At 59.0% G+C, this 12,108-nt stretch carries 10 protein-coding genes and 1 pseudogene; 2 read left to right on the forward strand and 9 right to left on the reverse strand.

The window, feature by feature from the left end:
* Positions 1 to 3 precede the first annotated feature (3 nt).
* The 6 genes and pseudogenes from FFM53_RS14590 to FFM53_RS14615 form a co-directional block, all read right to left on the reverse strand.
* Positions 4 to 732, reverse strand: a complete 729-nt coding sequence (locus FFM53_RS14590) for an amino acid ABC transporter ATP-binding protein (RefSeq protein WP_138389469.1) — start codon at positions 730 to 732, stop codon at positions 4 to 6.
* Positions 729 to 3,675: pseudogene (locus FFM53_RS36840) on the reverse strand (FAD-dependent oxidoreductase). The gene FFM53_RS14590 and the pseudogene FFM53_RS36840 overlap by 4 nt, the downstream one beginning before the upstream one ends.
* On the reverse strand, positions 3,672 to 4,562 hold the full coding sequence (gene dapA / locus FFM53_RS14600; RefSeq protein WP_138389470.1) for a 4-hydroxy-tetrahydrodipicolinate synthase: 891 nt from the start codon (positions 4,560 to 4,562) through the stop codon (positions 3,672 to 3,674). Before dapA ends, FFM53_RS36840 begins: the two are co-directional and overlap by 4 nt.
* Before the next feature lie 15 nt (positions 4,563 to 4,577).
* Positions 4,578 to 5,270, reverse strand: a complete 693-nt coding sequence (locus FFM53_RS14605) for an amino acid ABC transporter permease (RefSeq protein WP_138389471.1) — start codon at positions 5,268 to 5,270, stop codon at positions 4,578 to 4,580.
* Between the two features lie 76 nt (positions 5,271 to 5,346).
* A complete protein-coding gene (locus tag FFM53_RS14610; protein WP_138389472.1) occupies positions 5,347 to 6,183 on the reverse strand; it encodes an ABC transporter substrate-binding protein in 837 nt (278 codons plus the stop codon).
* 115 nt (positions 6,184 to 6,298) lie between these two features.
* Positions 6,299 to 6,952, reverse strand: coding sequence for a GntR family transcriptional regulator (locus tag FFM53_RS14615; protein WP_173883587.1), 654 nt, complete (start codon positions 6,950 to 6,952; stop codon positions 6,299 to 6,301).
* Between the two features lie 112 nt (positions 6,953 to 7,064).
* On the opposite strand from FFM53_RS14615, the gene FFM53_RS14620 reads away from it, so the two are divergent.
* Both FFM53_RS14620 and FFM53_RS14625 read left to right on the forward strand, forming a co-directional pair.
* A complete protein-coding gene (locus tag FFM53_RS14620) occupies positions 7,065 to 7,748 on the forward strand; it encodes a GntR family transcriptional regulator (RefSeq protein ID WP_138331801.1) in 684 nt (227 codons plus the stop codon).
* A gap of 315 nt (positions 7,749 to 8,063) precedes the next feature.
* A complete protein-coding gene (locus FFM53_RS14625; protein ID WP_138389475.1) occupies positions 8,064 to 8,921 on the forward strand; it encodes a LysR substrate-binding domain-containing protein in 858 nt (285 codons plus the stop codon).
* 92 nt (positions 8,922 to 9,013) lie between these two features.
* Here FFM53_RS14625 and FFM53_RS14635 read toward each other — a convergent pair whose 3' ends face one another.
* From FFM53_RS14635 to FFM53_RS14645, 3 genes are read right to left on the reverse strand one after another with little or no spacing between them, the layout of a single operon-like run.
* Complete coding sequence (locus FFM53_RS14635; protein ID WP_138389476.1) at positions 9,014 to 10,312, reverse strand: aspartate aminotransferase family protein; 1,299 nt, start codon at positions 10,310 to 10,312, stop codon at positions 9,014 to 9,016.
* Positions 10,285 to 11,571 (reverse strand): TRAP transporter large permease, encoded by a 1,287-nt coding sequence (locus FFM53_RS14640; protein WP_138389477.1) that lies wholly within the window; start codon positions 11,569 to 11,571, stop codon positions 10,285 to 10,287. The genes FFM53_RS14635 and FFM53_RS14640 overlap by 28 nt, the downstream gene beginning before the upstream one ends.
* Positions 11,568 to 12,032, reverse strand: coding sequence for a TRAP transporter small permease (locus FFM53_RS14645; protein WP_062941283.1), 465 nt, complete (start codon positions 12,030 to 12,032; stop codon positions 11,568 to 11,570). The genes FFM53_RS14640 and FFM53_RS14645 overlap by 4 nt, the downstream gene beginning before the upstream one ends.
* Between the last annotated feature and the right edge of the window lie 76 nt (positions 12,033 to 12,108).

Below are 12,108 nucleotides of genomic sequence, written 5' to 3' on the forward strand. Positions count from 1 at the left end.
CCTTCAGTGTTGCAGGATTTTGCCAAGGAAAGCTTCGGTCCGCGGATTGTGTTTTCCCGCGAAAAACTCCTCGCTCGGACGATCCTCGACGATCTCGCCCTGATCGATGAAAATCACGCGTGTCGCCACCCGGCGGGCAAATCCCATCTCATGGGTGACGACCATCATCGTCATGCCGTCCTTTGCCAGTCCGCTCATGACTTCGAGCACTTCGGAAATCATCTCTGGATCAAGCGCGGAGGTCGGCTCGTCGAAGAGCATGGCGAGCGGATCCATCGCGAGCGCGCGAGCGATCGCCACGCGCTGCTGCTGCCCGCCGGAGAGTTGGCTTGGATATTTTTTCGCGTGGTCCGTCAGCCCGACGCGATCAAGAAGCGCCATGGCCTTGGCGTGGGCGGCAGTTTCGCTGCGGCCAATGACAATCTTCTGCGCCAGCATGATATTGTCGATGATCGTCAGATGCGGAAACAATTCGAAGTTCTGGAAGACCATGCCTACCCGTGTGCGAAGATTCGGCAGATCGGTCTTCGGGTCGCCGACCTCGATACCATGCACCCGGATCGAACCTTCCTGAAACTGCTCGAGCCCGTTGACGCATTTGATCAATGTCGATTTGCCCGACCCCGAGGGACCGCAGACAACCACGACCTCACCGCGCTCAACGTTCACCGAGCAGTTCTTAAGGACAGCGAACTGACCGTAATATTTGGTAACGCCAGTGATCTCAATCATGCCCGGCCTTTCTGGAAACGCGCGATGGAAAAGGGTTGCAAGGCTCGATCGGTCTCGCGACCGAGAACGAGCCGGGATGTTAACTGGCCGACGATCGGGCCGAGCGTATAGCCGTTTGAAGTGACGGCGTTGAAGAACCCGGGCATTGACGGATGTTCACCGAGGATCGGCGCACCGTCGATGTTGATGTTCATCGCCGCCCAGCTTCGGATGACGTGAAGTTTGCGCAGAGCGGGAACGACGTGCTGGGCAACCCAAAGGTTCCCCTCAAGGCTCGACAGTAGCGGGCGTGGATGTTGGTGGACGGGATCGAGGCCTGCGGTCCAGCCGCCGCCGATAATGAAGTTCCCGTTTGCCGCCTGCTTGAGTGTCAAATGGCGGTCGGCATGGGCGACGAGACACGAGATCAAAGGTGCTGCGGCCTCGGTAACCACCATCTGCAGCGGAGCACCGAATACCGGCACGTCGACACCGAGCATCGCGCCGATCCTTGAAGCGAAGGCTCCGGCTGCATTGACGATCCGTTTTGCCCGCACTATGCCCCTTGATGTCTTGACCTCGAACCCGTCGTCCGAGGTCCTTATCCCGGTGACCTCGCAATTTTCGAAGAGTTGAGCGCCGTCTCGCCGTGCCGCCTCCAATATATATTGCGTCGCAACGAGAGGATTGATCTTGCCCTCCTGGGAGCAGTAGGCAGCGCCGACGAAGTGAGAAGACAGAGCAGGCTCCAGGGAGCGCAGTTCCTCTTGCCCGATCAAGCGGCAATCGATCCCGGCCGCGCACTCCACCCCGACCTTTTCCGCCAGAAAACGCATGTGGTCATCGGTTTCGGCCACCATGAGGCCGCCTGTGACCTTCATCTCGAAATCCTGTCCGAGCTCGCTTTGCAGCGCGGCCCAAAGAGCGATTGAATCCCGCTGGAGGGGAAGTGTTTGAGCGGCCGCTCCGCCGCCACCTTCGGCACGGGCACCGTGGTCGAAGGAAAGCAACTGGGCATGAAGGCTCCCTGCATTCCCTCCAGACGCCAGCGAGTTCGCAAAAGCGCGCTCCACCACCACAACGTCCTCGCCTTCCCGGGCAAGGAAAAGCGCCGTCGAAAGGCCTGCAATGCCGGCGCCGATTATCAGCGTGGACGTTTCTGCCACCGGCAAAGGTTGAGGATTCGCCGATGGGGGCTTTTCCGGCAAAAGTGCGCGCTTGTGGCCGCCCCATTCCGGCTTTTCGACTGCAAGCGCCGCCAGCGGAATAGGGCGAAGTGGCATTTGCGGAGCCAGAAAACCGCTTGTTTCGCCCGTGAGGTGCCGCTCTTTCGCGACGTCGGCGATCGCTTTGCCGCAGTAGCGGCTCTGACACCGCCCCATGCCTGCACGCGACAGGCGCTTTAATGTCGAGACGTCCTGCGCACTATTTGCGCTGAGCGTCCTCAAGACACCGTAAGTCACCCCTTCGCAACGGCAGATCAATGCATCATCTGGCGGAATTGCAGCCTTTGTCTTTGCGTCGTCCTTCGGCGCAAAGACCTGCCAAAGCGCCCGCTGAAACCGTCTGTGTCGGGCGAGCCTTTTCACTGCGCTTTCGTCGGCTTGGACAAGGAAGCTCAGTTTTCGCGCAATCGCGGGCGGCGATCTGCCCTTCTGCCATCGCAACATGCGCACCGCCGAAACGCGCCGCTTCACCGACAATATGCACGTTTGCAAGCGTTGTCTGACCGTCGAGATCTCGCATTGCCCGCAGATCGCCGTCGGTGACCTCATGGCCGCATCCGAGTAGCCGGGACAGCTCATTGGAGGATGTGAAATTGCCGCCGATAAGGACCGTGTCAGCATCGAGATTGGTCTCGCCGTCTGGTCCGGCGAACGTGACGCTCTCGACACGTTGCGAACCGTTGATCGAGGTGAGCACGCTATTCCAGTCTATCTTGACGCCCATGGACCTCAGCGTCGATATCTGGCGCAATCCGTGACGGGCGAGCGCGGGATCCGTTGTCAGGAGGCCGAGGGCTGCCAGCGGCCGAGACCAGGGTGGCGGTGCTGCTTCCAGCAAGGCGACTATGGAGGCTCCTGCCTTTCGAAGTTCGTTTGCGACCTGCATATTCAAAGGACCGTTTCCGGCGACAATGATCCTTCGGCCGGGCACGGTTCCGTAGCTCCTCAGCAACGTCTGGGCGGCCCCTGTTGTCATCGCACCAGGAAGTGTCCAACCCCGCACCGGTGTAGGGCGTTCGTAGGCCCCCGTCGCGATGATCAGTATTTTCGGCTTGCAGTAGAACGCCTGGCCGGATCCATAGCAGGCAATAATAAGCGAACCGTCGTCGTCACGTGCGGCACCCCACACCACTGTAGCGGTTAGAAATGTCACGCCGTGATCGCGCACTTGCCCTATGAGCGCTGCGCCGGACAAAGCCTGCTCGTCGCCACTCAAATGCTCGGCGGCGCTCCGTGTCGAGGGCTGTTTGAAATACTGCCCGCCGGCAGACGGCCGTTCATCAATAACAGTCACCTTGGCGCCGGCCGCAGCAAGGACCTCCGCTGCGGCAAGCCCTGCAGGCCCCGCTCCGACGATGAGAACGTCCATCGTCCTTGTCGTCAAGGACTGCGGCACACCGCAGAGATCGGCAATCTGACCAGTGGCAAGATCTGGCCGCGCAGCAGGGCGCAGGACCTGCATGTCATCGTCGACAGTGGTCATGCAGGCCCGGTGGCTGACTTTTCCGTCGATCGTCACGAGACAGTCGTGACAGACACCCATTCCGCAGAAGAGGCCACGGCCGTCACCTTTGATGCCTCGGGAAAATTCATGCTGCCCCGTCGCCTCGATGGCGGCGGCAACAGACATGCCCTTTTCGGCAAATATCTGCAGACCGTCGACCGAGAGCCTGACCCGCGCATCGTCGGGCCTCAAACTCTGGTTTATGGAAGCGACGGGCATCATGGAATTCCTCAGACGCTGAACGTCAGACCGAAATCGGCCACCAGCCTCTTCATGGCGGCGTCCTGCTCGGGTGGCAACGGCAGGCGCGGCGGACGCGGCAGGCCTGCGCCAAATCCCATGTGGGTCAGCAGTGACTTCGTTCCTGCGACATAGGCCTGGCCCCCGACCGCCTGAATGACAGGCAGCCATTTGAGGTAAAGCTCTCTTGCCTCATCGAACTTTTTCTCATTTGCGACAAGTTCGAAGATCCGCGCCATCGGTCCTGGCGCAACATTTGAAGCCACGGCCACCCAGCCCTGCGCACCCATAACGAAAGACTCGAACCCGAGAATACCCCCGAACACAGTCATATCGTCGCCGGCCAGCCGGATGATATCGCGCACGCGCGTCACTTCGAGAGTGGACTCCTTGATATAATCGCAGCCGTCGATTTCGGCGATGCGCTTGACCAACTCCGGCGTCAGATCGACGTTTGCGGTCGCGGGATTGTTGTAGACCATAATCGGGATAGCCACGGCAGACGCAATGCTCTTGTAGTGATGAACGAGTTCGTCATCCGTTGGGGTGGAATAGAACGGCGGAATAATCATGACACCGTCAGCTCCCATTGCCTCGGCCTTGACGCTAAGGCGAATGGACTCCCGCGTATCTTCCGCTCCTGTGCCGATCAGAACAGGCACCCGTCCCGCGACAGTTTCGATGACGGTCCTCGCCACACTATCGCGCTCTTCCTCGCTGAGCGACAGAAACTCACCCGTCGATCCAAGAGGGATCAGGCCATGGATACCTTCCTTGACCTGCCAGTCGGTAAAGGCAGCCAGCCCCTTCAGATCGACCGCGCCACTGGGATCCAAGGGAGTAATCATCACGGTGTAGACACCGCGGAACATCTTCTGCATTTGAGAATCCTGGTTCTAGCGCTTCTCGTTAATGGAAAGCCGAGATCCGGCTTGACCGAGACGCTTTTCGATATGGCTCTGGAAGAAGTCCCAGAGTGTTGTGAGGAGGAGGTAATAAATCGCCGCGACCGCAAACAGTTCGAGCACCATGAACCGCTCCTGGATGAGAACCTGGGTCCGGCGAAGGAGTTCTTCGACCGAGATGACGGAGGTGACAGAGGTCGTTTTCAAGAGACCGTTCACCGAATTGCCGAGAGGCGGAACGATAACTTTAAAGGCTTGCGGCATGACGATGTAGCGCATGATCTGACGCTCCGTCATGCCGAGCGCGCGCGCTGCCCTGGTCTGGCCTTCCGGCACGGCTTCGATGCCGGCGCGAATGATCTCCGCGAGATAAGCCGCCTCGTTGAGAGCCAATCCGAGCAACGCCGCCTCTATGACGGTGAACTTGATGCCGAACAGCGGAAGCGCCGTGTAGATCGCAATCAACTGTACAAGAAGCGGCGTGCCGCGAAAAAGCCAGATATACGCCTTGGCAAGGTAGTATGGCACCCGCCGCGACGATCGCCGCATCAATGCAAGAGCAAAGCCCAGAATAAGCCCCGCAATCAACGAGACGACGGTGAGCCAAACGGTCGTGAACACCCCGCCAAGTATAAAGGGGTTGAACAGATAACCGAAGAAGCCAGACCAGTTCCAAAGCGACATGAAGACGACTTTCTGCAAGAGGTTTGGCGCGACGTGGTCGCGCCCGCCTCATCTCTAAACGATCTTTGAAATCAGTTCAGCGGCCGGGGCCTTTGACCGAATAGTCACCCGCGACCATCGGCAGACCGTATTTGTCAAAGAGCGCCTTCAGAGATCCATCCGCCTTCATGTCTTTCAACGTCGCAGACACGGCATCAGCCAAAGCCGGGCTTTTGAATGCGACAGAAACCGGAGCGGGGTAGAGGCCGCTGATTGCCCGTTTGAAGTCCCCGCGAGAATCGTACTCCTTGGCAACCGCGTCGATCGACACGACACCCTGGACCTGGCTTGCCCGCAGAGCCTGGAAGGCCAGGGCGAAATTATCGAACGTCTGGATGGTCAAGCCTTCTTTGCCCGCGTCACGCAGTTCCTTGTCGAGAAGGCGTGTCTTTGTTTCCTCGAAACCACCAATTTCGACACCGATCGTCATGCCGGCTAGATCATCTTTTGCGGCGACGCTTTTCTTCGAATCCGGCGCCACGGAGATGCTGATGGCCTGATCTTCATAGGGGATCATCTGCATGATCTTGGCGCGTTCCTCGGTGAAGAAAATGCCCGTATTGATCATGTCCCAGCGGCCAGCCTGCAGACCCGGAACCATCGCGGAGAATTCGATCCGGACATATTCGGGTTCAAGGCAAAGGCGCTTGGCGATCTCTTTGCCGAGGTCGATGCGCATGCCCTTCAGATCACCCGTGGAGTCGATGAACTGGAGCGGAGGAAGCGTTGGATTGGTCGACATGACGAGCGTGCCGGGCTTGATCAACTCGCCTGCCGCCACTTTGGGTTCGCAGGATTGAGCGAAGGCAAAAGACGCTGTGATCGACAGGAAGGACGCGGCAAGAACGCTGCGAGAGAAGTGTGAACGGAGCATGGAGAGCCTCTGGAGTTCGGTTCTTTATCGTTGGATCCCGACCGTGCATTCAAATGGGATCCCACTTTTATACAAAAGTTCGCCGTAGATGCAAGTGCATTCTCAGCTCGTCGATTCAGTAGTTCGCAAGCACGCCCTGACGGACGACTTCGAGATGATCGGTCATGGCTCGGCGAGCCGCCTCGGCATCGTTGGTGGCCAAGGCAAGCAGAATCGCTCGATGTTCCCGCACGCCCGGCTTTGCGCGCACGACAGGCAGCTGCCGCTCGAAGATCGTTGTGTAGCGCCGCATCTCCCCAATAGTGGTTGCCATAAAGGGGTTGCGGCTCTCGCTTGCGATATAGTTGTGAAGCGCATCGTCAAACGCCCAGACCACCTCTGGGTCAGGTTCGGGGTCGGCCTCGATCTCGTCAAGCATCCTTGTCAAAGGATCCAGTTCAAGTCGCGAAACGTGGGAACTGGCGAGCGCGGCTGCAGTTGGTTCGAGCAGCATCCTCATGGTGAGACTGTCAAGGTAGTCCTTGAGACTGATGACCCTGACCGAGAGAACGCCTTTTTCGTTTCTGACAAGTAGTCCCTCTCCTTCGAGACGTCCCAGCGCGTGGCGCATGGGAGAACGCGAAACGGCATGTTTCGTCGCCAGGCGGCGTTGCTGGACGACCGATCCCCCCGCGAGCCTGGCTGATAGAATATCGGCCAGCAGGGAACGGTAGGTTTCGTCAGCAAGGCTGGAGTCGCCAACTTCATTCAGACCATCGTCCATCTGCACTCGTTCCAGTCCTTTTCCAAATCGGCTATCATATGTAACAAGTGATCGCGTAAGGAAAGCACGATGCCGCGTCGAGCGGCCAACGCCCTAAAGAACAAGGAAATGGCAAACAGTGACAGACGCTTTGGCGGCCCCGGGTCGGAAAATCGCGGAGAAAGGGCAGCACAATCTTGCATCGCTGACCTACAAGGCCGTGTCCGACATGATCCGGCATCGCCGGCTGAAAGGCGGGCATGTCATCGTTGAGGCAAGGCTTGCCGAGACACTCGGGATTTCGAGGACGCCGCTGCGCGAAGCGCTGCAGAGGCTAGAGGGCGAAGGCCTGGTTCGCAAGGGCGATGGCCGAAACTACGTCGTGCGACAGGTGGATGTCGGCGAGTATCTTCAAAGCTTGAAACTGAGATTGTTGATCGAACCTGAAGCAGCGGTATTGTCGATCAACGCCATTCCGCGACGTCTTTTGATGAGCGTCCGGCAGGAAATTCACGACCTTTTGGGCGCGACGGCGTATCACACAGACGCGCATTGGTTCTCGGATGACAATCTCCATAACATGATCATCGATCATTGCGGTAACGCGGTAATGGCAAAGGTACTGCGGGAGCTTCGGGCGACCACGCGTCTCTTCGAAATCGACCGCCTGAAAGATCGCCTGAAGCCGGACTCCACGGAACATCTCGTTATCATCGAGGCGATCGACCGGGGCGAGGTCGAAGAAACGCGCCGAGCTGTCGGCCAACACATCGAAAGCCTAATCGCATTTACGCGAATGCATCTACAAGTCGCTGACCTTTAGTATTGCAGTTGCATTTTTGTGTGTCACGGCAAGACGGGTTGGATGCGGGCGGAGGCGGGGGGCGACACCGGCCCGTGGTGGCAGCAGGCTATTCTGGTGCGTGGTCATTGGGACGCGGCTGGTTGTGCGACATCGTGTGTGTCCATGCCCTTGAGACATTGGCTGGCCAAATCGGCGTGTTCGCATCATGGCCAGCGCTTTACTCACCTGAGGAAAGGGAGAATGATATCTGCAGTCCGCCGGTCTTTTGGTGAACCTCGCTTGGTCGGAACGATCAGATCGCCGCACGTCCCATAGCGAGTTCCAAGGTTCAAAATGCAGCACTTCGACACAGATGCGCTCGCGACATTCGTGGCAGTGGCCGACGCCGGTGGCTTTACTGCAGCAGGGATGAGGATCGGCAAGTCGCAAGCGGCCGTCAGTCTCATCATCGCCCGTTTTGAAGAACAGATCGGGCGGAAGCTGTTTGACCGGACAAGACGCGGCGTGCACCTGACTGAAACAGGCGAGATCCTGATTGGCTATGCCCGCCGTATCATTGCGATCGAGGACGAGGCGCTGGCAGCGCTCGATCCAGGTGCCATGCGCGGCTATGTCCGTCTTGGAATGCCGGACGACTACATCGAGCTGTTTGGCAAGCCTTTGATCGAAGAGTTTTCGCGCGCCAATCCCCGTATCCAAGTCGAGATCCAGTGCGACTTCTCCCGCTCCCTCGAGGCGATGGTCGAACACGGCACTATCAATCTCGCTATCATCACTCGTGCACCGGATTCAATCGTCGGCGAATTGCTGCGTCGCGAGCCGCTGGTCTGGTATGGACCTCCGGATGGGCAGATTGAACGACAGCGGCCCCTCCCTCTTGCCTTGTTTCCAGAGAAGGATTGTCGAGCACGGCCCCATATCGTCCACGCTCTCACCCAGGCCGGCATCGGATGGCGAGCGGCATGGACATCCTCACATCTGCCGTCGATTCAGGCGGCGCTGGATGCGGGTGCCGCGGTTACAGCTTTGCCGGCCTCGGTCGTCGCTTCGCGACACCGCCGTCTGACCGCGGAAGACGACGGCCTGCCGTCGCTGAAACCGCTTGAGATCGCCCTTCTCGTTCCACATGGCGCGCGCGCCGCTGTTCGCACGGTCGCTAGCTTCGTCCGCTCGCATTTTCAGCAGCTTTGACACTATCTACTGTCCCCGTGATCAGGGTCGCGATCCGGTGAACGGCCAGTTGCAGGGCATATGGGTTTCAGGATCCCAAAACAGGAAATTGGCTAGGCCGCCATGTCTCTTGCGGCGTCTTCAAAAATACCGATCATCTCGTCGATAACGTCATCGGTATGGGCATTGGAAAGATAGAGACGACCGAAGGCAAACGGCATGATCAACAGCCCGCGGCGGCGCAGCGCCTCGTGAAGTTTGAGGGTCATGACGGCATTTGCCCTGTCCAGCGTCTCTGCGTAGTTCGAGGGCGGGCTATCGGCAAACCAGATTGTAAACACGGAGCCCTCCCCAGAGGTTGAAACCGCCCTGCCATAACTGGCAAAAGCTGAATTTATGCCATGCCTTAACCGCTCGCCGCGCGCCAGCAAGGCGGCGTAATCGAGGTCTCTCAGAACCTGAAACGTTGCGGTGACGGCGGCTGTGGCCACAGGATTGCCGCTGTAAGTCCCGGCGCGGTTGACTGTACCCTCTTCTGCAAGCGCCATGAGGTCGGGTCGACCGACGACAGCGGCCACTGCGACGCCACTGCCGATGGCTTTGCCCACGGTGGCCAGATCTGCTTCCACCTCCATGCTATGCCCCGTCAGCCCGAATCGCGTGCGAAATCCCATCAGCACTTCGTCGAGAATGACAAGCGCGCCATGGCGCCGCGCCGTCGCTTCCACATGAGCAAGATAGCCGGGCGCTGCCGGGATGCATCCCGCATTGGCCAGCATCGGTTCCAGGATGACGGCAGCGATGCCACTGTTTTCCGCGAACAGTTGATCGACGTCATCGAAGTCGTTGAAGCGCAGCAGCGTGGTTCGCTCGTGCACCGGCCTTGCGTTTGTGAGCATTGCCGCATCGGCGGATCCCGCCTGGCCTAGCGTGACGTCGTCATACCAGCCATCATAGCCCGCAGCCATTTTTGCGATATAGGAGCGGCCCGTGGCAGCGCGAGCAAGTCGGCAAGCGAGATGAACAGCCTCACTGCCGGTATTGGTAAAGATCGCCCGCGACAAGTGCTGCGTCGCCGCGGTCAGCACGCTGGCAGCTTCCTCCTCTCCATCATGGGCAAAGGCCGGCATCGGCCCATTGCGCAGGGCGGCAGTGACTGCCTTGACAACCAGCGGATTCGCATGGCCGATCACCGTCGCCCCAAATCCGAGCGCCGTATCGATATACTGGCGCTGTCTGTCGTCCCAGATATAGGCACCTTGGGACCGTCGGGCGACAAAGGGTTTGCCGTCCATGGGTGGCAAGGCCCGCCCGGCGCTGGAGATTCCCCCAACCAGATGTGTCGTCATCGTATTTGTCCATTCGTTGCGGCCACGGACGGTTGCTAGAACCCGAAGTAACGCGGAAGCCATTCCGTCGTCTCCGGAATGAAGGCGACGAGCAGGAGGCAGATGTTGCTGGTAATGAAGAACGGGATAAGCCTGCGCGTAACCGCGTTCACCCCGACCTTGGCGACGTTGCAGACGACGAAGATGTTGGTGCCCACTGGTGGCGTGAACAATCCAATACCCAGCGCCATCGTGAAGATCAGACCAAGTTGATAGGGCTGAAGCCCTGCTTCGACGCCGATCGGATGAACGATCGGTGCGAGGATAATCAGAGAAGGCCCAAGGTCCGCCCAGGTGCCGACGAAGGTCAAAAGCGCCAGGATGAGCAGGATCGTGATGGTCGGACCGGCCCCCCAGGCATGAAGGAGCCCGGCGGTCCATTGCGGAATCTGCTCGACGGTCAGTATCCAGGAAAATGGAACGGAAACAGCCATGATGATCATAATTGCGCCGGTCATGCGCACCGTCTCCACCCCGATCTTCCAAAGGCCGGCCAAGGTAATTTCGCGGTAGAGGACACCTCCGACCAGAAGAGCCCAGACCACTGCCACGAAGGCAGCCTCCGTCGTTGTCGCAAGCCCACTCAGCATGGAACTGAGAACCGCAATAGGCATCATTAACGCAGGGAGCGCCCGCAAAACGTGCTTGCTGAAGCTTGTTACGGTCGGACGGGTCTCCGACTTTGGAAAGTTCTCCTTCACCCCGACCCACCAGGCCGTGAGCATGAATGTGACCGCCAACATAAGACCCGGAATGATGCCTGCTGCAAATAGCCCACCGATTGATGTATCCGTTATGACCCCGTACATGATCATCACAACGCTCGGCGGCAGGATGATGCCGAGCGTCCCGGCTGCGGCCGTAACTGCTGCAGCGAAGTCTCTTGGATAGCCCCGTTCGGCCATCGCCGGGATCATGATGGCGCCGACAGCACCCGTGTCGGCCGTGGCCGATCCGGTAATTCCGCCATAGATCATGCAGGTCGCGACATTGACGACACCCAATCCTCCTCGCACCCATCCGACCATGTCATTGGCAAGGTCGATGATCCGGCGTGTCAGGCCACCCTCGTTCATGATGCCGCCGGCGACGAGAAACAGCGGGATGGACGCCAATGAAATGGAATCGGCTCCCATATAGACCTGTTGCGCAAACCAGGAAGGTGGGAGCGGAACCAGACCGAAATAAATGACGACAAGAGTGGAAAACGCGATCGACCATGCGACCGGCACACCAGTGTAGAGCGTGATGGCGAAGACGCCGAAGAGAACCAGAAGCGTCATTGGCCACGCTCCCGGAATGCTGAAACGATGCGCGCAATCGCAATGACAGCCAGAGTGGCGCCCATGAAGACGATGATGCTCTGAACGGTCCAACTCGGCGCGCGCATGACGGGAGTGGGAACAAATCCCGTGCGCGCAAGCATGGCCTTGCCGCTCCACAGAAAGGCGGCGGCAACGGTGAGCAGGATGAGATTGTGATAGATGCGAAACCAGCGGTTCCGACCACTGGTGGACGTGTTGCCGTCGATGGAAACATTTTCGCCGGCGACCTCCGACAGAACAGCACCGATCGCGGTCGTCCACAAAAACAGGATGCCGACCATTTCAAATGACCAAGTGATTCCGGAGAGACCGAGATAGCGGCCCACGGCGCCAAGCCCGGTCGAGAGGATTAGGGCGACGACAACGAGGACACCAACGATCGTCATCACGAAGACCGCTGAAGAAGCCAGGCGTTTCATGGGGCTTTCCATCAAAGGAGGAAGTGGTGCACGAGCAACGAATGCGGCAAGGACACGTCGGAGGACCGATCGCATC

It is taken from the genome of Rhizobium indicum (assembly GCF_005862305.2).
Taxonomy (GTDB): Bacteria; Pseudomonadota; Alphaproteobacteria; order Rhizobiales; family Rhizobiaceae; genus Rhizobium; species Rhizobium indicum.

What these genes read in the sequence shown, in the direction of transcription:
- FFM53_RS14590 (WP_138389469.1), bottom strand. Translation starts at nt 732, where the DNA reads ATGATTGAGATCACTGGCGTTACCAAATATTACGGTCAGTTCGCTGTC.
- dapA (WP_138389470.1), bottom strand. Translation starts at nt 4,562, where the DNA reads ATGCAGAAGATGTTCCGCGGTGTCTACACCGTGATGATTACTCCCTTG.
- FFM53_RS14605 (WP_138389471.1), bottom strand. Translation starts at nt 5,270, where the DNA reads ATGTCGCTTTGGAACTGGTCTGGCTTCTTCGGTTATCTGTTCAACCCC.
- FFM53_RS14610 (WP_138389472.1), bottom strand. Translation starts at nt 6,183, where the DNA reads ATGCTCCGTTCACACTTCTCTCGCAGCGTTCTTGCCGCGTCCTTCCTG.
- FFM53_RS14625 (WP_138389475.1), top strand. Translation starts at nt 8,064, where the DNA reads ATGCAGCACTTCGACACAGATGCGCTCGCGACATTCGTGGCAGTGGCC.
- FFM53_RS14635 (WP_138389476.1), bottom strand. Translation starts at nt 10,312, where the DNA reads ATGGCTTCCGCGTTACTTCGGGTTCTAGCAACCGTCCGTGGCCGCAAC.
- FFM53_RS14640 (WP_138389477.1), bottom strand. Translation starts at nt 11,571, where the DNA reads ATGACGCTTCTGGTTCTCTTCGGCGTCTTCGCCATCACGCTCTACACT.
- FFM53_RS14645 (WP_062941283.1), bottom strand. Translation starts at nt 12,032, where the DNA reads ATGAAACGCCTGGCTTCTTCAGCGGTCTTCGTGATGACGATCGTTGGT.